The 20775-nt window shown below is 64.7% G+C and carries 17 protein-coding genes; 9 read left to right on the top strand and 8 right to left on the bottom strand.

Annotation, left to right across the window (positions count from 1 at the left end):
* The first annotated feature begins 29 nt into the window (after positions 1-29).
* The 6 genes from dapC (at position 30) to CBY09_RS19320 (ending at position 7785) form a co-directional block, all read left to right on the top strand.
* A complete protein-coding gene (gene dapC, locus CBY09_RS19345) occupies positions 30-1235 on the top strand; it encodes a succinyldiaminopimelate transaminase (protein ID WP_094291171.1) in 1206 nt (401 codons plus the stop codon).
* A 45-nt stretch (positions 1236-1280) separates the two neighbouring features.
* Positions 1281-2114, top strand: coding sequence for a 2,3,4,5-tetrahydropyridine-2,6-dicarboxylate N-succinyltransferase (dapD, locus tag CBY09_RS19340; protein ID WP_094291170.1), 834 nt, complete (start codon positions 1281-1283; stop codon positions 2112-2114).
* A gap of 68 nt (positions 2115-2182) precedes the next feature.
* Positions 2183-3346, top strand: a complete 1164-nt coding sequence (locus CBY09_RS19335) for a PilT/PilU family type 4a pilus ATPase (RefSeq protein WP_094291169.1) — start codon at positions 2183-2185, stop codon at positions 3344-3346.
* A gap of 163 nt (positions 3347-3509) precedes the next feature.
* Positions 3510-4703 carry a succinyl-diaminopimelate desuccinylase gene (gene dapE / locus CBY09_RS19330; RefSeq protein ID WP_094291168.1) on the top strand — a complete coding sequence of 398 codons (1194 nt, stop codon included), beginning with the start codon at positions 3510-3512 and terminating at the stop codon, positions 4701-4703.
* Positions 4700-5641 carry a 50S ribosomal protein L3 N(5)-glutamine methyltransferase gene (prmB, locus tag CBY09_RS19325; protein ID WP_094291167.1) on the top strand — a complete coding sequence of 314 codons (942 nt, stop codon included), beginning with the start codon at positions 4700-4702 and terminating at the stop codon, positions 5639-5641. Before dapE ends, prmB begins: the two co-directional genes overlap by 4 nt.
* 110 nt (positions 5642-5751) lie before the next feature.
* Entirely contained in the window at positions 5752-7785 is a 2034-nt protein-coding gene (locus CBY09_RS19320; RefSeq protein WP_094291166.1) for an ABC-F family ATP-binding cassette domain-containing protein, read from the top strand.
* 496 nt (positions 7786-8281) lie between these two features.
* On the opposite strand, the gene phbB is transcribed toward CBY09_RS19320, so the two are convergent.
* The 3 genes from phbB to CBY09_RS19305 form a co-directional block, all read right to left on the bottom strand.
* The gene (phbB, locus tag CBY09_RS19315; RefSeq protein WP_094291165.1) at positions 8282-9019 is read right to left on the bottom strand and encodes an acetoacetyl-CoA reductase; all 738 of its coding nucleotides are present in this window, start codon (positions 9017-9019) and stop codon (positions 8282-8284) included.
* A 326-nt stretch (positions 9020-9345) separates the two neighbouring features.
* Positions 9346-10524, bottom strand: a complete 1179-nt coding sequence (locus tag CBY09_RS19310) for an acetyl-CoA C-acetyltransferase (protein ID WP_094291164.1) — start codon at positions 10522-10524, stop codon at positions 9346-9348.
* 80 nt (positions 10525-10604) lie between these two features.
* Positions 10605-12305: a PHA/PHB synthase family protein gene (locus CBY09_RS19305; protein ID WP_094291163.1), complete on the bottom strand. Its 1701-nt coding sequence runs from the start codon at positions 12303-12305 to the stop codon at positions 10605-10607.
* A 125-nt stretch (positions 12306-12430) separates the two neighbouring features.
* Between CBY09_RS19305 and CBY09_RS19300 the strand changes: the two genes are divergently transcribed.
* Positions 12431-12748: a hypothetical protein gene (locus CBY09_RS19300; protein WP_094291162.1), complete on the top strand. Its 318-nt coding sequence runs from the start codon at positions 12431-12433 to the stop codon at positions 12746-12748.
* Here CBY09_RS19300 and CBY09_RS19295 read toward each other — a convergent pair.
* From CBY09_RS19295 to CBY09_RS19285, 3 genes are all read right to left on the bottom strand, one after another.
* On the bottom strand, positions 12668-13537 hold the full coding sequence (locus CBY09_RS19295) for a purine nucleoside phosphorylase YfiH/LACC1 family protein (protein WP_094291161.1): 870 nt from the start codon (positions 13535-13537) through the stop codon (positions 12668-12670). The genes CBY09_RS19300 and CBY09_RS19295 overlap by 81 nt on opposite strands.
* Complete coding sequence (gene maiA, locus CBY09_RS19290) at positions 13537-14205, bottom strand: maleylacetoacetate isomerase (RefSeq protein WP_094291160.1); 669 nt, start codon at positions 14203-14205, stop codon at positions 13537-13539. The genes CBY09_RS19295 and maiA overlap by 1 nt, the downstream gene beginning before the upstream one ends.
* An 84-nt stretch (positions 14206-14289) precedes the next feature.
* A complete protein-coding gene (locus CBY09_RS19285) occupies positions 14290-14745 on the bottom strand; it encodes a MarR family winged helix-turn-helix transcriptional regulator (RefSeq protein WP_063460880.1) in 456 nt (151 codons plus the stop codon).
* 168 nt (positions 14746-14913) lie between these two features.
* Between CBY09_RS19285 and CBY09_RS19280 the strand changes: the two genes are divergently transcribed.
* The gene (locus tag CBY09_RS19280; RefSeq protein WP_094291159.1) at positions 14914-15609 is read left to right on the top strand and encodes a fumarylacetoacetate hydrolase family protein; all 696 of its coding nucleotides are present in this window, start codon (positions 14914-14916) and stop codon (positions 15607-15609) included.
* Positions 15610-15733: 124 nt separating this feature from the next.
* Positions 15734-16285, top strand: a complete 552-nt coding sequence (locus tag CBY09_RS19275; RefSeq protein WP_094291158.1) for an NUDIX hydrolase — start codon at positions 15734-15736, stop codon at positions 16283-16285.
* 74 nt (positions 16286-16359) lie between these two features.
* On the opposite strand, the gene CBY09_RS19270 is transcribed toward CBY09_RS19275, so the two are convergent.
* Together CBY09_RS19270 and ligA are read right to left on the bottom strand one after the other, a co-directional pair.
* On the bottom strand, positions 16360-18645 hold the full coding sequence (locus CBY09_RS19270) for a penicillin-binding protein 1A (protein ID WP_094291157.1): 2286 nt from the start codon (positions 18643-18645) through the stop codon (positions 16360-16362).
* A gap of 38 nt (positions 18646-18683) precedes the next feature.
* Positions 18684-20771, bottom strand: a complete 2088-nt coding sequence (ligA, locus tag CBY09_RS19265; RefSeq protein WP_094291156.1) for an NAD-dependent DNA ligase LigA — start codon at positions 20769-20771, stop codon at positions 18684-18686.
* Positions 20772-20775: the final 4 nt, after the last annotated feature.

Genomic DNA, 20775 nt, shown 5'->3' with positions numbered 1-20775 from the left:
ACAGTGGCCATCGCCCATAATGTCGCACCATGAACCCCCTGCTCTCCCACCTTCAGCCCTACCCGTTCGAGCGGCTGCGGCAACTCTTTGCGGGGGTCACGCCCCCGGCGGCCTACAGCCCCATCAGCCTGGGCATGGGTGAACCGCGCCATACTACACCGCAGTTCATCAAGGATGCACTTAGTAACAACCTGGAAGGATTGGCCAGCTACCCCGCCACGGCAGGCGAGCCCCGGTTGCGCGAGGCCTTCACACGCTGGCTGAACCAGCGCTATGCACTCACCCTGGATGGGGGCACCCAGGTCCTGCCCGTCAACGGTTCACGCGAAGCGCTGTTTGCGTTCGCACAGACCATCATCGATCCCTCCAAGGGCCAGCCGCTGGTGGTCTGCCCCAACCCGTTCTACCAAATCTATGAAGGTGCCGCGCTGCTGGCGGGTGCTCAGCCCTATTACGCCCCCAGCGACCCGGCGCGCAACTTTGCGGTGAACTGGGACACGGTGCCCGAATCGGTGTGGGAGCGCACACAACTGCTGTTTGTGTGCTCGCCCGGCAACCCCACTGGCGCCGTGATGCCCCTGAGCGAGTGGCAAAAACTCTTCGCGCTGAGCGACCGTTACGGCTTCGTGATTGCTTCGGACGAGTGCTACAGCGAGATCTACTTCCGCGACGAACCACCCCTCGGCGGCCTGCAGGCTGCAGAAAAACTGGGGCGGCGCGACTTCAAGAACCTGATCTCCTTCACCAGCCTGTCCAAACGCAGCAACGTGCCCGGCCTGCGCAGCGGCTTTGTGGCGGGCGATGCGGCGCTGATCAAGTCCTTCTTGCTCTACCGCACCTACCACGGCAGCGCGATGAGCCCCATCGTGCAGGCCGCCAGCATTGCCGCCTGGGGCGATGAGCAGCATGTGGTGGAAAACCGCACGCGCTACCGCAAGAAATTTGCCCAGGTCACCCCGCTGCTGGCAGGCGTGATGGAGGTAGCCCTGCCCGACGCCGGTTTCTACCTGTGGGCCAAGGTACCGGATGCCCTGGGGATGACCGATGCCGAGTTCGCGCGGGCCCTGCTGGCTCAATACAATGTCACGGTGCTACCCGGCAGCTACCTGGCCCGCGAGGCCCAGGGCAGCAACCCCGGCGCCCAGCGCGTGCGCATGGCCCTGGTGGCCGAAACCGAAGAGTGCGTGGAGGCCGCGCTGCGCATTGTGCAGTTCATCCAGTCCCGCACTGCCTGATTTCTGAATCCCGATCCACAGACTGACCGACTGACAGACAACAACATGACCCAACAACTGCAAACCATCATCGACAACGCCTGGGACAACCGCGCCAGCCTCTCACCTGCCGCCGCGCCCAAGGAAATCCAGGACGCCGTCGAGCATGTGATCGCCGAGCTGAACAACGGCAAGCTGCGCGTGGCCACCCGCGAAGGCGTGGGCCAGTGGACCGTGCACCAGTGGATCAAGAAGGCCGTGCTGCTGTCCTTCCGCCTGAAGGACAACGAAGTCGTCAAGGCTGGCGACCTGGGCTTTTATGACAAGGTGCAGACCAAGTTCGCCCACCTGACGGAAGAAGAAATGAAGGCCACCGGCGTGCGCGTGGTGCCGCCCGCCGTGGCCCGCCGTGGCAGCTTCATCGCCAAGGGCGCGATCCTGATGCCCTCATACGTGAACATCGGCGCCTATGTGGGCGAAGGCACCATGGTGGACACCTGGGCCACCGTGGGCTCGTGCGCACAGATCGGCGCCAACGTGCACCTGTCTGGCGGCGTGGGCATTGGCGGCGTGCTGGAGCCTCTGCAGGCCGGCCCCACCATCATTGAAGACAACTGCTTCATCGGCGCCCGCTCCGAGGTGGTTGAAGGTGTGGTGATCGAAGAGAACTCCGTGCTGGGCATGGGCGTGTACATCGGCCAGAGCACCCCGATCTTCAACCGCGCCACCGGCGAGATCAGCTACGGCCGCGTGCCCTCGGGCTCGGTGGTGGTGAGCGGCAACCTGCCCAAGACGGCAGCCAACGGCGCGCCCTACAGCATGTACGCCGCCATCATCGTCAAGCAGGTCGATGCGCAAACACGCTCCAAGACCAGCATCAACGACCTGCTGCGCGACTGATTCCGCTGCACAAGGGCGGCCTGTTCGGCCGCTCTGCCGACAGAGACTGACAACAAGAGGGACACACCATGAGCACAATGGAACGAATTCTTCGCCTGATGGCTGAGAAAAAGGCCTCCGACGTCTACCTGTCGGCCAACGCACCAGCGCTGATCAAGATCAACGGCGAGTGCGTGCCCATCAACAACCAGATCCTGCCGCCCGACGCGCCGCGCAACCTGCTCTCCGAAGTGGTCCCCCCGGACCGCATTGAAGAGCTGGAGGAAACCGGCGAACTCAACATGGGGGTGCCGCTCAGCGGCGTGGGGCGTTTCCGTATCAGCGCCATGCGCCAGCGGGGCAGCTATGCGGTGGTGATCCGCTTCATCTCGCAGCAGATCCCCGAGTTCGACACCCTGGGGCTGCCGCCTGTGATGCGCGAGCTCATCATGGAAAAACGTGGCCTGATCCTCATGGTGGGCGCCACGGGCTCGGGCAAGAGCACCTCGCTCGCGTCCATGATCGACACCCGCAACGAGGCCATGACGGGGCACATCCTCACCATCGAGGATCCGGTCGAGTACCAGTTCAAGAACAAGAAATCCATCGTCAACCAGCGCGAGATCGGCAGCGACACGCAATCGCTGCAAACCGCCTTGAAAAACGCGCTGCGCCAGGCGCCCGACGTGATCCTGATCGGCGAAATCCGCGACCGCGAAACCATGTCGGCCGCTATTGCCTACGCCCAGTCCGGCCACCTGTGCCTGGCTACGCTGCATGGCAACAACAGCTACCACGCGCTCAACCGTATCCTGAGCTTCTACCCCGTGGAAGTGCGCCCCACCATGCTGGGTGACCTGGCCTCGGCCATGAAGGCCATCATTTCACAGCGCCTGGTGCGCACCGTGGACGGAAGCCGTGCCCCCGCCGTGGAGGTCATGCTCAACACCAAGCTGGTGTCGGACCTGATCGAAAAAGGCGATTTCTCGGGCGTGAAGGAAGCCATGGAAAAATCCATGGCCGAGGGCTCGCAAACCTTCGAGGAAGCCCTGGCCCACCTCATCATGGACGCCAAGATCGACCGCAAGGAAGGCATGTCCTACGCCGACTCGCCCACCAACCTCATGTGGCGCCTGCAAAACGACTTTTCCCTGGCCGCCAACGCCGCCAAGGCCCAGAAGGAGGCACGCGACACCCCCGATGACGCCCCTTCGTTCACCGAAATCGTGCTGGACGTCAAACCAGCGGCATGAAATGTCTGCCCCCTGAGTCGCCTGCGGCGCCTTCCCCCCTGGGGGACGACGCCCTCGCTGCGGGGCGGCCCTTGCTAGGCGTCTCTCGCCTAAGCCGCGCTGATGCTTAAGCATCGCTCTCTACTCACCGCTGACTGCACGGCCCCATCCCACCGAATCCCCAATGTCCCGTACCCTGCACCTCGCCGAACAGCTCATTTCCCTGCCCTCCGTCACCCCGGAGGATGCGGGCTGCCTCGACCTGCTGGCCGCGCGGCTGGCCCCGCTCGGGTTTGAGTGCGAGCGCCTGGACAGCGGCCCGGCCGACTTCCGCGTCAGCAATTTGTGGGCAAAAAGGCCTCTACCGCGCGACCAGCTTGCCCAAGTAGCTATCAAAACCGTAGTATTTGCAGGCCACACCGATGTGGTGCCCACCGGTCCGCTGGCACAGTGGGGTAGCGACCCGTTCGTGCCCACGCACAAAGACGGCAAGCTCTACGGCCGCGGCGCCAGCGACATGAAGACCTCGATCGCCGCCTTTGTGGTGGCCGTGGAGGAGTTCCTGGCCGCCACGCCCGAACCCTTGGTCCAGCTCGCCTTTTTGCTCACCAGCGATGAAGAAGGCCCCTCGGTGGACGGCACCAAGGTGGTGGTCGAGCAGCTCAAGGCGCGCGGCGAGCCGCTGGACTACTGCATCGTGGGCGAGCCCACCTCGGTCGAAAAGACCGGCGACATGATCAAGAACGGGCGGCGCGGCACCCTGAGCGGCAAGCTCAGCGTGCGCGGCATCCAGGGCCACATCGCCTACCCGCAACTCGCGCGCAACCCCATCCACCAAGCCCTGCCCGCACTGGCCGAGCTGGCCGCCACCGTGTGGGACAACGGCAACGCCTTCTTCCCGCCCACCAGCTGGCAGATCAGCAACATGCATGGTGGCACCGGCGCCACCAACGTGATCCCGGGCGAGGTCGTGATCGACTTCAACTTCCGCTTCTCCACCGAATCCACGGCCGAAGGCCTGCAGCAGCGCGTGCACGCCGTGCTGGACCGCCACGGCCTGGAATACGACCTGCGCTGGACGCTGGGCGGCCAGCCCTTCCTGACCACGCCGGGCGAGCTGGTCACCGCCGTGCAGCAGGCCATCACCGCCGAGACGGGCATCAGCACCGAACTCTCCACCACCGGCGGCACCAGCGACGGCCGCTTCATTGCGCAGATCTGCCCGCAGGTCATCGAACTCGGCCCACCCAACGCCAGCATCCACAAGATCGACGAGCATGTGGTCGTGGCCGACATCGAGCCACTCAAGAACATCTACCGCCGCACACTGGAAAACCTGCACGCGCAGGCCTTGGCGGCGACGGCGGTGCCCGCATGATCACGCCCGCAACACCACCCCGTACTGCCGTCACGGGCGACACCATTGGCGCCCTGGTCGAATCTGGCGCCCAGTGCCTGCGTGCGGCCCGCGTGTCCTTCGGCCACGGCACCACCAACGCCCATGACGAAGCCGCCTGGCTGGTGCTGTGGCGCCTGGGGCTGCCGCTGGACAGCGACCTCTCGGACGCCTCGGATTCAATAAAAAATCAGCCCGTACCGCCCGACCAGCTTGCCTTGGTCGCTACACTTTTTGAAGAACGTATCACCACCCGCAAACCTGCCGCCTACCTCACACGCGAGGCTTGGCTGCAGGGCGTGCCCTTTTACGTGGACGAACGCGCCATCGTGCCGCGCAGCTTCATTGCCGAACTGCTGGCCGACGGCAGCGTGGACGGTTTTCTGAGCGAAAACACCCACCAGGTGCTGGACCTGTGCACCGGCAACGGCAGCCTCGCCGTGCTGGCCGCCATGGCCTGGCCCGAGGTGGAAGTGACCGGCGCCGACATCTCGCCCGACGCCCTGGCCGTGGCCCGCATCAACGTGGACAAACACGGCCTGCAGGACCGCATCCGTCTGCAACTCTCCGACGGCCTGGCCACCCTGCCCGGCCCCTGGGACCTGATCCTGTGCAACCCGCCCTACGTCAACGCCGCCAGCATGGCCGCACTGCCCAGCGAATACCGCGCCGAGCCCGAACTGGCCCTGGCCGGTGGCACTGACGGCATGGACTTCGTGCGCCAGCTGTTTGCCGCCGCACCCGCCTGCATGACAGAAGATGCCGTGATCATTCTGGAGATCGGCAACGAACGCGCGTACTTCGAAGCGGCGTTCCCCCAACTGCCCGTTTTCTGGCTGGAAACCAGCGCTGGAGAAGACCAGGTTTTGCTGGTCACCCGACAGGCCTTGGGCGCCCAAGCCCGCCTCACGGCACAATAGAGGGTTGCGCCCACGCCTTGTGCATCGGTTCTACCGATTTGCACTCGCTCTGGCCCCCCGATTTTTCATGCCACCCGCCTTGTGCGGGTGCGTCTTTTTCTGAGTTCCGGATGATCACCCTCAAGAACGTTACCCTGCGACGCGGTACCAAGGTCGTGCTCGACAGCGTGTCCACCACCATCAATCCCGGCGAAAACGTCGGTCTGGTGGGCCGCAATGGCGCGGGCAAGTCCAGCCTGTTTGCCTTGCTCAGCGGCAAGCTGCACGAGGATGGGGGCGATTTCTACATCCCCACCAGCTGGCGCATGGCCGAGGTTGCGCAGAACATGCCGGAGACCGACCAGTCGGCCACCGACTTCGTGCTGGAGGGCGACACCCGCTTGGCCGAGGTTCAGCAACAGCTGGCCGAGGCCGAAGCCAGTGACGATGGCATGGCCATCGCCCATGCCTATTCGGACCTGCACGATGCCGGCGCACACGACGCCGTGGCGCGCGCCCAGGCGCTGATCCTGGGCCTGGGCTTTCGCGTGAGTGAGCTGGATCAGCCGGTCAATAGCTTTTCGGGCGGCTGGCGCATGCGCCTGCAGCTGGCGCGCGCGCTGATGTGCCCCAGCGATCTGCTGCTGCTGGACGAGCCCACCAACCACTTGGATTTGGACGCCCTGGTCTGGCTCGAAGCCTGGCTCAAGCGCTACGCGGGCACCATGATCGTGATCAGCCACGACCGCGAGTTTCTGGACGCCATCACCAACGTCACGCTGCAAATCCAGCAAGGTGAGCTAAATCGCTACGGCGGCAACTACAGCAAGTTCGAAGAACTGCGCGCCCAGCAGCTGGAGCTGCAACAGGCCAGCTTTGCCAAGCAGCAGGAGAAGATGGCCCACCTGCAGAAGTTCATTGACCGCTTCAAGGCCAAGGCCAGCAAGGCCAAACAGGCGCAAAGCCGGGTCAAGCAGCTCGAACGCATGGAGAAGATTGGGCCTGTGCTGGCCGAGGCAGAGTTCACCTTCGAGTTCAAGGAACCTGCCAACCTGCCCAACCCGATGCTGGCCATCAGCGACGCATCGTTTGGCTATGTGGACGACGATGGCGTGCCCACCACCATCCTCACGGGCGTGAACCGCTCGGTGCTGGCGGGCCAGCGCATCGGCATCCTGGGTGCCAACGGCCAGGGCAAGTCCACGCTGGTCAAGACCATTGCACGCACCATGAAGGCCCTGGGCGGCAGCATCACCGAAGGCAAGGGCCTGAACATCGGCTACTTTGCCCAGCAGGAACTGGACGTGCTACGTCCCGCCGAAAACCCGCTGGAGCACATGATCCGCCTGGCCAAGGAGCTGGGGGCAGAAGCCAAGCAGCCGAGCCGCGAGCAGGACCTGCGCAGCTACCTGGGCAGCTTTAACTTCACGGGTGACATGGTCAAGCAGGCCGTGGGCACCATGAGCGGAGGCGAAAAGGCCCGACTGGTGCTGGCCATGATCGTGTGGCAGCGCCCCAACCTGCTGCTGCTGGACGAACCCACCAACCACCTGGATTTGGCCACCCGCGAGGCACTGGCCATGGCGCTCAATGACTTCGACGGCACCGTCATGCTGGTCAGCCACGACCGTGCGCTGCTGCGCTCGGTCTGTGAGGACTTCTGGATGGTGGGCCGGGGTGTGGTCGGGCCGTTTGACGGCGATCTAGATGACTACCAGCGTTACCTGCTCGAAGAATCCAAACGCCTACGCGAAGAGGCACGCCTGGCCGAGCAGGCACAGGTGGCGGGGGCAATGCACCCTGCAGATGTGCCCAAGGTCGCACCGTCAACTTCAGCCGCCCCGGTCGCCGCCCCAGCCCCTTCGGTGCCTGCAGCCCGGGATGGCCGCGAACAGCGCAAGATGGACGCCCAGACACGCCAGCAGCTCGCCGAGAAGACCCGTCCCCTCAAGAAAGAGCTGGAGCAGATCGACAAACGCTTGGCAGCACTGTCTGCCGAACGGGCCAGCCTGGAGCAGAAACTGACCGAGCCCCTGCCCCCCTCCGAGATCGCCGAGTGTGGCCGCCGCCTGAAAGCGGGGAACGACGAAACCGCTCAGCTGGAAGAACGCTGGCTGGAAATTTCTTCTGCACTGGAAGAAATTTCGGCAGCCACCCCGACCTGAGGATGTAATTTCCTGTAAACGATCGACCTTTTTTTTGGCATCTATCGCCCTACAGCAAATAGATTTACGCTATACAGTTTATAGCATTTTTTGTTGTAAACAGTCGGGCACTTGCGGTTGCATTTTTTTGCGAAACGCTGTCAACGGACTGTGAATGGGCCGCGTTGTTGGTACATCACAGGAGTTTTCCAGCATGAACACCACCGCAATCTTGTCCGCTTGGCCCGAAGACGAACGCGATCGCAAGCGCGCCCCGACCCGCTTCTGAACGAAGGCGCGGCAGCTCGTTTCCCCATTCGCAGCTCACACAATGGCCGCCACCAAAGTATCGCAAAAATCATGCCATGGCATGTTTGGCGCGCTCACTTCTCAGCCCATTGTTTGAGTCCATCGAAGAAAGGTCCACAGGCAGCCCCTTCCCTCCTGCTCCTCCCAACAAAAAACCCCGCATTGCGGGGTTTTTTTGTTTTCCCAAGGGGCCCACAGGCCCCAAGGATCAGCCCATGTGCAGGCCGCCGTTGACCGAGAAGTCGGCACCCGTGGCATAGCCGCCTTCTTCCGAAGCCAGCCAGGCAATGATCGAAGCGATCTCGCTGGGTTCACCCAGGCGCTTGACGGGCACGGTGGCAACGATCTTTTCCAGCACGTCGGGGCGAATCGCCTTGACCATGTCGGTGCCGATGTAGCCCGGGCTCACGGTGTTGACCGTCACGCCCTTGGTGGCCAGTTCCTGGGCCAGTGCCATCGAGAAACCATGCATGCCCGCCTTGGCTGCAGAGTAGTTGGTCTGGCCCGCTTGGCCCTTTTCGCCGTTCACCGAGCTGATATTGATGATGCGGCCCCAGCCCTTTTCGACCATGTCGGCCACCACCTGCTTGGTGACGTTGAACATGCTGTTGAGGTTGGTTTCGATCACAGCGTCCCAGTCTTCGCGCGACATCTTGAGGAACATGCGGTCGCGGGTGATGCCGGCGTTGTTCACCAGCACGTCGATGGTCCCATGCTCGGCCTTGGTCTTGCCAAACGCTTCCACCGTGGAATCCCAATCGCCCACATTGCCCACCGACGCATAGAAGGTGAAGCCCAGGGCTTTTTGCTCTGCCAGCCACTTGGCGTGATCACGGGTAGGGCCACAGCCGGCGATGACCTTGAAGCCCTCCTTGTGCAGTCGTTGGCAAATGGCGGTTCCGATACCACCCATGCCACCGGTGACATACGCGACTTTCTGGCTCATGTGATTTCTCCTTGTTAGTGATTTGCCCAGCACCCACTCTACCGAAGAAAACAGGCCCCGCCGTGAAGGAAAACACTGAAGCCCTTTCCTTTTTGGCATATCGGCATGCGTCACACATCTGACACAACGCGGGACCTCTTCCCAGTCACATTTTTGGTGCACGGCGCATGCTCGTGGCCGCCTGATGCACATCAAGGGGGCATGGCAACGATCAGAAACAAAAAAGCCGCGTTGCAACAACGCGGCTTCTCACTCAGGCCAAGACCAGCGCATTCACACCGGATGGCGAGACGCCCAGGAACGCGGCGGTGGCGACCGTCAACCCATCAGCGTTCCAGCGCCAAGGACACGCCCATGCCGCCGCCGATACACAGCGCGGCCAGGCCTTTCTTGACATCGCGGCGCTGCATCTCGTGCAGCAGCGTCACCAGGATGCGGCAGCCGGACGCACCAATGGGGTGGCCGATGGCGATGGCACCGCCATTGACGTTGACCTTGGCGGGGTCGATGGCGAGTTCCTTGTTCACGGCACAGGCTTGTGCTGCAAAGGCTTCATTCAGTTCGAACAGATCGACATCGGCAGCGTTCCAGCCGGCACGCTGCAGGGCCTTGCGCGATGCAGGCACGGGGCCCATGCCCATGGTGGCGGGGTCCAGGCCGCTGGTGCCGAAGGCCGCAATGCGGGCCAGGGGCTTGAGGCCGAGAGCCGCAGCCTTCTTGGCGCTCATCACCACCACGGCGGCGGCGCCGTCGTTCAGGCCCGAGGCGTTGCCCGCCGTCACACTGCCCGCCTTATCGAATGCAGGGCGCAGGCCTGCCAGGGCCTCGGCGTTCGTCTTGCGGTTGAGGTACTCATCGGCATTGAAGAGGATGGGGTCGCCCTTCTTCTGTGCCAGGCTCACGCCCACGATTTCGTCGACAAACTTGCCTGCGTCCTGCGCGGCGGCGGCTTTTTGCTGGCTGCCCAGGGCCAGGGCATCCTGCATGTCGCGGGTGATGCCGTAGGCCTTGGCCACGTTTTCGGCCGTGATGCCCATGTGGTACTGGTTGTACACATCCCACAGGCCATCGACGATCATGGAATCGACCATCTTCCAGTCGCCCATGCGCTGGCCGTCGCGCGAACCATTGAGTACATGGGGCGCCAGGCTCATGTTCTCCTGGCCGCCAGCCACCACGATTTCGCTGTCGCCCCAGGCAACGGCCTGGGCGGCCAGCATCACGGCCTTCAGGCCCGAACCGCACACGGCATTGATGGTCAGCGCCGGGGTTTCCTTGGCCACACCGGCCTTCATCGATGCCTGGCGGGCGGGGTTCTGGCCTACGCCAGCCGTCAGCACCTGGCCCATGATGACTTCGCCGATCTGGTCGGACGACAGGCCCGCGCGCGCAATGGCTTCGCGGATCACGATGGCGCCCAGTTCGCTCGCGGGCGTCTTGGCCAGCGCGCCACCAAACTTGCCCACAGCGGTGCGGGCGGCCGAAACGATGACGATGTCTTCCATGGAATGTCCTTGTGGTTGGAGGTTGTTGCTGGGTAATTTTCGGGGTGCAGAAAGCCAGGGCGGGTCAGGACTTTTGCGTATCAGGACTTCTGCTTAACGTAGCTGCCGGGGGCGGGCTCCAAGGCCTTGAACTTGGTGCCCTTGCCATAGCCCTTGGGCGCCGCAATCTGTTTGCCCGCATGGCCCTTGAGCCAGTTCGACCAGTCGGTCCACCAGCTGCCGGGGTGTTCGGTGGCGCCTTCCAGCCATTGGTCCAGGGTGGCGGGGAACTTGCCATCTGCGCGTATCCAGTGGCTGCGCTTGCCCTTGGCAGGGGGGTTGATCACGCCTGCAATGTGGCCCGATGCACCCATCACAAACCGCTTCTTGCCCGGCAGCACCTGGGTGGACGCATAGGCCGCCGTGGCGGGCACGATGTGGTCTTCGCGTGAGCCGTAGATGTACACGGGCAGGTCCACCTGGCCCAGGTCCATCTTCTCGCCGCACACCGTGAGCTTGCCGGGCTTGATGAGGCTGTTTTCGAGGTAGAAATTGCGCAGGTACCAGGCGTAGAAGGGGCCAGGCAGGTTGGTGCTGTCGCTGTTCCAGTAAAGCAGGTCAAACGGAGGCGGCGTTTCGCCCTTGAGGTAGTTGCCCACCACGTAGTTCCACACCAGGTCGTTGGGGCGCAGAAAGCTGAAGGTCGAGGCCAGGTCTTGCCCCTTCATCAGGCCGCCGTTGCCCATCTGCATCTCGCGGAACTTGACGAACGCCTCGTCGATGAACACATCGAGGATGCCGGTGTCGGAGAAATCAATCAGTGTGGTGAGGAAGGTGGCACTGGCCACAGGCTCGTCGCCGCGCGCTGCCAGCACGGCCAACGCATTGCTGAGGATGGTGCCCCCCACACAGAAACCCAGTGCATTGATCTGCTCGGCCCCCGTGATGTTCTGCACCACGTCGATGGCGGCCATCGCGCCGTCTTCCACATAGTCGTCCCAGGTCTTGTGGGCCAGGCTGTCATCCGGGTTGCGCCAGCTCACCACAAAGGTGCGGTGGCCTTGTTCGATGGCATAGCGGATCAGCGAGTTCTCGGGCTGCAGGTCGAGGATGTAGAACTTGTTGATGCAGGGCGGCACGAGCAGGAAGGGGCGCTCGTACACCTTGGCGGTGAGCGGCTTGTATTCGAGCAGCTGAAAGAGTTCGTTCTCATACACCACCGCGCCTTCGGTGGTGGCCACGTTGCGCCCCACCTCGAACAGGCTCTCGTCGGTCATCGACACATGGCCCTGCGTTATGTCGTGCAACAGGTTCTGCATGCCCTTGGCAATGCTCTCGCCCTTGGTCTCGATGGCTTTTTTCTGCGCTTCAGCGTTGAAGGCCAGGAAGTTGCTGGGTGCCATGGCGGCCATCCACTGCTCCACGCCAAAGCGGATGCGGGCCTTGGTCTTTTCGTCGGCCTCCACGGCGTCGGCCAGGCCCATCAGGGTGCGGGCGTTGAGCAGGTAAGCGGCGGCCGAGAACGCGGCCACCGGGTTGCTGGCCCAGCCCTCGCCAGCAAAGCGCTTGTCCTTGACTTCGGGCGTCCCTTGCAGGCCCTGGGCCCACAGCTCCTGGGCTTCTTTCAGGTATTGCTGCTGCAAGGCCTGCAGCTTAGGCTGCGACAGCTGCAGCGCCGGGGGCGTGGGCATTTGCGCGCCCAGGTCCATCTTCTGAAACGATTGCAGCGCCTGCGACCAGCTTTGCCCGAAAATCTGTTGGAACTGCTGGGCGCTCTCAGCCCAGGGTGATTCAGAATTCATGCTCTTTCCTCAATGGTTGATCGCTCGCAGCGGCAGAAGACCTTGGCGATCTCCCCCTCGGGTTCATTGTTGCCGACCCATTGGCGCATGGCAACGGATCCGGCACTTGCAGTGAACACAAGTCAATGTACCTCATCGTCATCGCCTGGACCTACGTCACCCTCATGATGGCCGTGGCCGAAGCCACCAGCCCCACGGGGACGCTGCTCGGCGCCATCATCACCTTTGTGCTGTATGGCGTGCTGCCCATGGGCATCCTGGTCTACATCCTGGGCACACCGTCGCGCAAGCGGGCCATCAAGGCGCGCGAAGCCGCCGAGCAGGCCGCCTACGATGCGGAGCAGGCAGCGGCTGCAACCGCATCAGCCACGCCAGATGCAGGCAGCGAACCGGCCGCTGGCGCCGAGCACGGCGGCGTCGCGCCGGTGCGAAAAGAACCGTGAGGCGTTGGTCACCGTGCACCAGGGCGCCGTGCTGTCATTGCCGTAGATCTGGGTGATGCCCAGGGCCCGCAGCCGCAAGCGGGCCAGGCCTGCCAGATCGCACAGGTACTTGCCCGGGACATCTGCGCGGGGCACAAAGCAGGATTGCGCGGCAACATCCGCATCGCAGAACGTCGCACGCACCTCGGCGCCGACTTCAAACGCCTGGGGGCCGATGCAAGGGCCCAGCCAGGCCAGCGTGTCCGCAGCCACGGCAGGCGCCACGGCGATTGCTCCACTTTTTATAGCTATTGAGGCAGCAGGAGCGCGCGCAAGGGCCTCAAAATCCTCAAAAGTGGACTCCAGAACCCCCCACCCCCCCGTCCCAGCCAACCCCCGCCAGCCCGCATGGGCCGCAGCCACCACCTGGCCATTGCGGTGGGCGAACAACACCGGCAGGCAGTCGGCCACCATGATGGTGCAGACGGCACCCGGGGCCGTGGCCACACAGGCGTCGGCCTCGGTGCCGTCGGGCGTGGCGGCATCCAGGTGGACTACGCCGACGCCGTGCACCTGGTTCAGGAACACGGCCCGGGCCGCTGCCGCGTGTGCCTGCAGCGCCGCTTGCAATGTCTGCCGGTTGGCCTGCACCGCAGCCGGGTCGTCGCCCACATGGGTGCCCAGGTTCAGGCTGTCGTAGGGCGGCTGGCTGCTGCCCCCCATGCGCGTGGTACACAGCGCCCACACGCCGGGCGGCGCGGGCCAGTCGGGCACCAGCCAGTCGGCGCCCACAGGCACAGGGGCGGCCATCAGGCCTCGAAGTCCGGGCAGGCCGAGGGCTGCGCTTGCTGAAACGCTGGCAGCGCCATGCAGGCCTCAAACGCTCCCATCGTCAGCGGCATGCCGTCCATGTTCACGTTGAACCGCTGGCCATTGAAAATCTGCGGCACCAGGCAGCAATCGGCCAGGGTGGGCGTGTCGCCCCAGCACAGCACCGACGGGGCCAGGCCCTGGGCGGCACGCTCCTGCGCCAGCAGCGCAAGCTGCCGCTCGAAAGCCTCCAGCCCGCTGCGCACCCAGTGGCGGTACCACGCGTTCTTTGCGTCCTCGTCCACCTTCAGGTCGCGCACCAGGTACTTGAGCACACGCAGGTTGTTGAGCGGGTGGATCTCGCAGGCCACCATCTGCGCCAGAGCCCGCACGCGGGCGCGGGCCAGCGGGGTGCCGGGCAGCAAGGCGGGCGTGGGGTGGGTCTCGTCCAGGTACTCGATGATGGCCATCGACTGCGACAACGCCGTGCCCCCGTCCGTCACCAGCGTGGGTACCAGCGCGTCACCGATGCGGCTGGCGTACTCCGGCGCCTTGTGCTCGCCTTTGACGAGGTGCACGGGCAGATAGTCGTAGGCCAGGCCCTTGATCTGGAGTGCGATGCGCACACGGAACGAGGCAGAGGAACGGAAGTAGTTGTAGAGCTGCATGGGGAAACCCGTCGATGAATCGATGAACCGGTGGAGGGGCCGGGGATGTTGGTGCGGCGGCGCCCCGGCGGCCAAGGGCGCAGGTCAGGCGCCCGAGGTGCCTGCCGGGTCCTGGTGGTTGTAGACCACTTTGGACAGGATGGACATCAGATCCACCCGCTCCTGCGCATTGAGCGGAGCCATCAGGCGCTCTTGCACGCGCTGTGCGGCATCGCGCATCTGCAGAGCGGCCACTTCGCCCTCGGGCGTGATCCACAGGAGCTTGCGGCGGCGGTCGCGGGTGTCGGGCTCGCGGCGGATCCAGCCGCGTTTTTCCAGCCGCCCGATGACCGAACCCGAAGTCGCCGCATCAAACGCCACCCGCGCGGCCAGCGTGACCTGGTCTTCGCCCGGCTGGGCCAGCAGCTCGTGCAGGATGGCGAACTGCACCGGCGTCACGTCGAACCCGGCGGTTTCTTCCATGAAAAGCGCCACGGTCCGCTGGTGGGCGCGGCGCACCAGGTGGCCCGGCGTGTTGTGGAAATCGAAGCTCTTTGCCATGGGCGCGAGTGTAGCGCCCCACAGCAGGCGGCCCGCAGCCATGGCACACTGCCACGGGGTGCGTACCACCCCACCCGGCCAACACCCCCGGCTTGCGCACAACCCGGTGACAGCGACATGCTGCACCGCTGGTTGGCGCAGGCCCCACCCCATGAAAGACCGACAGACATGAGCTACGTGTTTACCCCCGCCCCCGTGGCCAGCGTGCCCGTGGTGGGCAGCGACAACCGCTTCCCTGTGCACCGCATCTACTGCGTGGGCCGCAACTACGAAGAACACGCCAAGGAAATGGGCTTCACCGGCCGCGAGCCACCCTTCTTCTTCATGAAGCCTGCCGACGCCATCGTGGTGGTCAACACCGGTGAAACCGGCCAGCTGCCCTACCCCAGCCTCACTGCCAACCTGCACCACGAGATCGAACTGGTGGTCGCCATCGGCAAGGGAGGCAAGAACATCCAGGCCGCCGATGCACTGAGCCACATCTACGGCTACGCCGTGGGCCTGGACATGACCCGCCGCGACCTGCAGAACGACATGAAGAAGCAGGGCCGCCCCTGGTGCATCGGCAAGGGCTTTGACGCCAGTGCTCCCATCGGCCCCATCACCCCGGCCGCGCAGGCTGGCGATGTGGCCAAAGCCGCGATCTGGCTGCAGGTCAACGGTGCCGACAGGCAGCGCAGCACGGTGGCACAGCTCATCTGGAACATCGCCGAAACCATCGAGCACCTCTCGGCCGCGTGGGAGCTGCAGCCCGGCGACCTGATCTACACCGGCACCCCCGAAGGCGTGGGCGCCGTGGTGCGCGGCGATGTGCTGGAAGGTGGCGTGGAAGGCCTGGGCACGCTGCGACTGAGCGTGGTGTAAGCCCGCCTGGAGCCTGTACACGGCCCCGCCGGGGGGCGTGCACAGGCCCGTGATACTCATTTTTTGATAGCTATCAGCGCTTACCCAGCGGGCGCAGAGGCCATTTTTAGATCAAAATCCCCGCATGACTTTTCGCAGCCCCATCAAACACTGCCGCGCCTGCGGCACCGCCGTGGTCTACCGGCTGCCGGACGACGGCGACACCAAACAGCGCGCGGTGTGCCCCGCCTGCAACACGGTGCACTACGAAAACCCGTTGAACGTGGTGGGCACCGTGCCCGCACTGCCTGATGGGCGCATCCTGCTGTGCAAGCGCAACATCGAGCCACGCTGGGGCAAGTGGACGTTGCCTGCGGGCTTCATGGAGCTGGACGAGACCACCGCCCAGGGTGCGGCGCGCGAAACGGACGAAGAAGCGGGCGCACAGATCGAGATCGGCCCCCTGTTCAGCCTGCTCAACGTGCGCCGCGTGGGCCAGGTGCATCTGTTCTACCGCGCCACACTGCTCAGCGACCAGTTCAACCCCGGGTATGAAACCATCGAGGCGCGGCTGTTTGCAGAAGACGAAGTGCCGTGGGACGAGATTGCCTTTCGCACCGTCAAGGAAACGCTGGAGGCTTACTTCGCAGACCGCAAGGCCGGGGCCTTTGGCCTCCACGTGATCGATATCGAGTAGCAGCGCGCGCCGCAGGCTTTCTGAATCCGTTGGCGCTGGCGTCCGCCGCTACCTGCCAACGTTACACGCAGTCTTCAGCCGCCCACCCGCTCCTCCGCAGGCACAGGCGGGGCCACATTGCCCGGAACACCTGGCGATCCCCCAGGCATGGACGGCTGGTTGGGATCGCTGCGGAACAGCCCCCGCAGCCAGTCGCGCATGGTGTCCAGTGAGCTGTCGGGCGGCGGCGCCGTGCGGGTGTCGAACTCATCCACAAACCTTGCATTGCCATCGATCACCTTGCTGCGGATGGCCTGCTGCATGAACTCGCCCACCATGGGCAGCGCGCTGCGGGCGCCCTGCCCCCAGTGGTCGCTGCGCAGGGTGATGCGGCCGTCGTTGAAGCCTGCCCAGGCGCCCACCACCACGCGCGGGTTCATCAGGATGAACCAGCCGTCGGTGTTGTCCTGGGTGGTGCCCGTCTTGCCCGCTACATCGGCCTGGATGCCGTAGCGGCTGCGGATGGCGGTGGCTGTGCCATGGTCAATGGCGCCCCGCATGGTGTTGCGCAGGGTTTGCGCAGCGCGGGCGTCGAACACCGCCTCGGGGGCAGTCGGGGCAAAGGTTTCCAGCACCTTGCCATGACGGTCTTCGATGCGGGTGATGAGCACCGGCTCCACATAGCGCCCCAGATTGGCGATGGAGCTGTAGGCCGACACCATTTCCTTGAGTGTGACCGGGCTGGTGCCCAGCGCGAGCGAGGGCACCTCTTCGAGCTTGGACTGGCGCACGCCCAGGGCCCGCGCCACCTCGGCCACACGGGCAGGGCCCACCTGGTGCATGACCTGGGCCGTGATGGTGTTCTTGGAGCGTGCCAGGCCATCGGCCAGCGTCATGGGTTCGTCGCTGGGCGGGCCGCCGTCGGTGGGCCGCCACACGCGGCCGCCACCCAGGGGGATCTCCACCGCTGAGTCCATGAGCGTGTCGTCGGGCGACGCGCCCTGCGCAAAGGCTGCGCCATACACAAAGGGCTTGAAGGTAGAGCCAGGCTGGCGCCGCGCCGCCTGCACATGGTCGAACGGGTCTTGCGCAAAGTCGCGGCTGCCCACCCAGGCCAGCACATGGCCGGTGACCGGGTCTTGCGCCAGAAAACCGGCCTGCACGCGTATCTTCTCGGCGCGCAGTTTTTGCAGGAAGGCGGTGTCATCCAGCAGCGCCTGCAATGCCTCTTCGGGGGCCTGGCCCTTGTCCACGGCGTTGCGGTACTCGGCGCTTTCGCGCACCAGCGTCTGCACCAGTTCGCTCTTCGGGCCCCAGCCATTGCGCTGCGACCAGGCGGTATCGGCCACGCCCTGCAGCTGGCGCCCCTGGCGCAGCACGGCCTGGTTGGCGATGGCCTGCAGGCGCGAGTCGATGGTGGTGCGGATCACCAAGCCATCGGCGTACAGGTTGTAGCCATGGCTGTCGGCCCACTCGATGAGCTGCTTGCGCAACTGCATTGCGAAGTGCGGCGCCGGGCCCATCACCTCGGTCTGGCGCTCGAAGTTGACACGCAGCGGGCGTTTTTGCAGGGCCTCCAGCTGTTTCGCTTCCAGCTTGCCGCGCTTGACCATTTGCGACAGCACCGTGTTGCGCCGCGCCTGCGCGCGCTCGGGGTTGAGCACGGGGTTGTAGTAGGCCGTGCCCTTGAGCATGCCGATCAGCGTGGCACTCTCCAGCACATTGAGCTTGTCGGCCGACTTGTCGAAATACGTGCGTGCGGCCATCTCGATGCCGTAGGCGTTGTACAGAAACGGCACGGTGTTGAGGTAAGTCTCCAGGATCTCGTCCTTGGTGTAGGACGCCTCGATCTTCAGGGCTGTGATCGCCTCCTTGAGCTTGCGCGTGAGCGCCTGCGGGAACACGCGCGAGCGGCCAATCTCGTCCGGAAACAGGTTGCGCGCCAGCTGCTGCGTGATGGTGGAGCCGCCCTGCGGGTCACCGCGCAGTGTGTGCACCACCGACGACGCCGTGCGCCGCCAATCAAGCCCGAAGTGGTCGTAGAAGCGGTGGTCTTCGGTGGCGATGAGCGCATTCACCACGTTGGGCGAAATCTCGTTCAGCTCCACCCATTCGCGGTTGGCCCAGCGGTATTCGGCCAGCAGCTTGCCATCCACCGACATCAGCTGCGCGGGCAGCTCGCTTTTGGCCTTCCGGATGTCGCTGATGGAGGGCGTGAACGGGATCAGTACCAGCGTGTAGGCCAGCACGGCGGCAGGCAGTGCCAACACACCCCACAGCAGCGCGCGGCGCAGCGGACGGGGCATCCAGGCGAACAGACCAGCCAGCCAGCGGAACAGTCCCGCAGCGCGGGCCTGGAGAGAAAGCAGCAAGGTGCGCATCAAAAAACCAGATAAAAAGGAGCGCAAAAAAGAGCGCGTCAGGCGCCGGTGCCGGCCAACAAAGCCAGCATGCCCGCTTCATCCAGCACAGGCACGCCCAGCTCTTCGGCCTTGGCCAGTTTGCTGCCCGCTTCGGCGCCTGCCACCACGTAGCTGGTCTTCTTGCTGACCGAACCGGCCACCTTGGCGCCCGCGGCCTCCAGCATGTCCTTGGCCGCGTCGCGGCTCAATGTGGGCAAGGTGCCGGTCAGCACCACCGTCTTGCCCGCGAGGATCTGCGGGGCACGTTCAGCCACCGGGCCCTCGGGCCAGGCCACGCCGCAGGCGCGCAGTTGCTCGACCACCTCGCGGTTGTGCGGTTGTTCAAAAAAGGTGCGAATGGCCTTGGCCACGATCGGGCCTACGTCATTGACGGCCAGCAGTTGCTCTTCCGTCGCATCCATGATGGCGTCGAGCACCCCAAAATGCCGCGCCAGATCCTTGGCCGTGGCCTCGCCCACGTGGCGAATGCCCAGGGCAAACAGGAAGCGCGGCAACGTGGTCTGCTTGGATTTTTCGAGCGCAGCCAGCACGTTCTGCGCCGATTTTTCGGCCATTCGCTCCAGCGCAATCAGCGAGGTCAGGCCCAGCCGGTACAGGTCGGGCAGTGTGCGGATCACGTTGGCATCCACCAGCTGGTCCACCAGCTTGTCGCCCAGGCCCTCTATGTCCATGGCGCGGCGCGCGGCAAAGTGCAGGATGGCTTCCTTGCGCTGCGCGGCGCAGAACAGGCCGCCGGTGCAGCGGTGATTGGCCTCGCCCTTTTCGCGCACCACGGCGCTGCCGCAGACGGGGCAGGCCGTGGGCATGCGGAAGTTGGGCACATAGCCTGTGCGCTTGCCCGGCATCACACCCACCACCTCGGGGATCACATCGCCCGCACGGCGCACGATGACCGTATCGCCTACGCGCACGCCCTTCTTGCGGATCTCGAACAGGTTGTGCAACGTGGCGTTGGTGACGGTGACACCGCCCACAAACACCGGCGCCAGGCGTGCGACCGGGGTGATCTTGCCGGTGCGCCCCACCTGCACATCGATGCCTTCGATCCTGGTGGCCATCTCCTGCGCCGGGTACTTGTGCGCCACGGCCCAGCGCGGCTCGCGGGTCTTGAAGCCCAGATCGCGCTGCAAATCAAGCCGGTTGACCTTGTAGACCACCCCGTCGATGTCATACGGCAACGCATCGCGGCTGGCGCCCACCTGCTGGTGAAATGCTACTAATTCAGTAGCACCCGCCGCAATCCTTACCTGCGCCGCGACGGGAAAGCCCCAGGATTTCAACGTCTGCAGCATCTCAAAATGCGTGCGGAACTGGGGCCCGCCCTCGCCCGGCGGCGTGATGGCGCCCAGGCCATAGGCAAAAAAGCTCAAGGGCCGCTGGGCGGTGATGCTGGAGTCGAGCTGGCGCACCGCACCGGCGGCCGCGTTGCGCGGATTCACAAACGTCTTGCCGCCCTGCTCCCGCTGGCGCTCGTTCAGCGCATCGAAGTCGGCACGGCGCATGTAGACCTCGCCACGCACCTCCAGCAGCGGTGGCACGCCTTCACGCAAGGTCAGCGGAATCTGCCGGATGGTGCGGATGTTGTGCGTCACATCCTCCCCCACCTCACCATCGCCGCGCGTGGCGGCCTGCACCAGGCGGCCGTTTTCATAGCGCAGGCTCATGGCCAGGCCGTCAAACTTGGGCTCGGCCACGTATTCGATGGCGGGGTCTGCCTCGGTCAGCCCTAGCTCGCGCCGCACGCGCGCATCAAACGCCTGGGCGCCCGTCGCTTCGGTGTCGGTCTCGGTGTGGATGCTGAGCATGGGCACCGTGTGCCGCACGGGGGCCAGGCCTTCCATCACCGCACCAATCACGCGTTGCGTGGGCGAATCGGGGGTGACGAGATCGGGGTGCGCAGCTTCGAGCGCCTGCAGCTCGCGGAATACACGGTCGTACTCGGCGTCGGGGACGGTGGGCTCGTCCAGCACGTAGTACTGGTGGGCCCAGTGGTTGAGCTGGTCGCGCAATGCTTCTATTTTGATAGCTGGTTGCGCAATATCTACGGGCGCAGGGGCCGAAAAAAGATCCAGATTGTCGGTCATGGCC

Source organism: Acidovorax kalamii (assembly GCF_002245625.1).
Taxonomy (GTDB): Bacteria; Pseudomonadota; Gammaproteobacteria; order Burkholderiales; family Burkholderiaceae_C; genus Acidovorax; species Acidovorax kalamii.
This window is presented reverse-complemented; position numbering and strand designations above follow the sequence as displayed.

Excerpts from the sequence above, each read along its gene's own strand:
- dapE (WP_094291168.1), top strand. The coding sequence starts at position 3,510 with ATGTCCCGTACCCTGCACCTCGCCGAACAGCTCATTTCCCTGCCCTCC.
- CBY09_RS19275 (WP_094291158.1), top strand. The coding sequence starts at position 15,734 with ATGACTTTTCGCAGCCCCATCAAACACTGCCGCGCCTGCGGCACCGCC.
- CBY09_RS19285 (WP_063460880.1), bottom strand. The coding sequence starts at position 14,745 with ATGGCAAAGAGCTTCGATTTCCACAACACGCCGGGCCACCTGGTGCGC.
- dapD (WP_094291170.1), top strand. The coding sequence starts at position 1,281 with ATGACCCAACAACTGCAAACCATCATCGACAACGCCTGGGACAACCGC.
- CBY09_RS19300 (WP_094291162.1), top strand. The coding sequence starts at position 12,431 with ATGTACCTCATCGTCATCGCCTGGACCTACGTCACCCTCATGATGGCC.
- ligA (WP_094291156.1), bottom strand. The coding sequence starts at position 20,771 with ATGACCGACAATCTGGATCTTTTTTCGGCCCCTGCGCCCGTAGATATT.
- phbB (WP_094291165.1), bottom strand. The coding sequence starts at position 9,019 with ATGAGCCAGAAAGTCGCGTATGTCACCGGTGGCATGGGTGGTATCGGA.
- CBY09_RS19305 (WP_094291163.1), bottom strand. The coding sequence starts at position 12,305 with ATGAATTCTGAATCACCCTGGGCTGAGAGCGCCCAGCAGTTCCAACAG.
- dapC (WP_094291171.1), top strand. The coding sequence starts at position 30 with ATGAACCCCCTGCTCTCCCACCTTCAGCCCTACCCGTTCGAGCGGCTG.
- prmB (WP_094291167.1), top strand. The coding sequence starts at position 4,700 with ATGATCACGCCCGCAACACCACCCCGTACTGCCGTCACGGGCGACACC.
- CBY09_RS19335 (WP_094291169.1), top strand. The coding sequence starts at position 2,183 with ATGAGCACAATGGAACGAATTCTTCGCCTGATGGCTGAGAAAAAGGCC.
- maiA (WP_094291160.1), bottom strand. The coding sequence starts at position 14,205 with ATGCAGCTCTACAACTACTTCCGTTCCTCTGCCTCGTTCCGTGTGCGC.
- CBY09_RS19295 (WP_094291161.1), bottom strand. The coding sequence starts at position 13,537 with ATGGCCGCCCCTGTGCCTGTGGGCGCCGACTGGCTGGTGCCCGACTGG.
- CBY09_RS19320 (WP_094291166.1), top strand. The coding sequence starts at position 5,752 with ATGATCACCCTCAAGAACGTTACCCTGCGACGCGGTACCAAGGTCGTG.
- CBY09_RS19270 (WP_094291157.1), bottom strand. The coding sequence starts at position 18,645 with ATGCGCACCTTGCTGCTTTCTCTCCAGGCCCGCGCTGCGGGACTGTTC.
- CBY09_RS19310 (WP_094291164.1), bottom strand. The coding sequence starts at position 10,524 with ATGGAAGACATCGTCATCGTTTCGGCCGCCCGCACCGCTGTGGGCAAG.
- CBY09_RS19280 (WP_094291159.1), top strand. The coding sequence starts at position 14,914 with ATGAGCTACGTGTTTACCCCCGCCCCCGTGGCCAGCGTGCCCGTGGTG.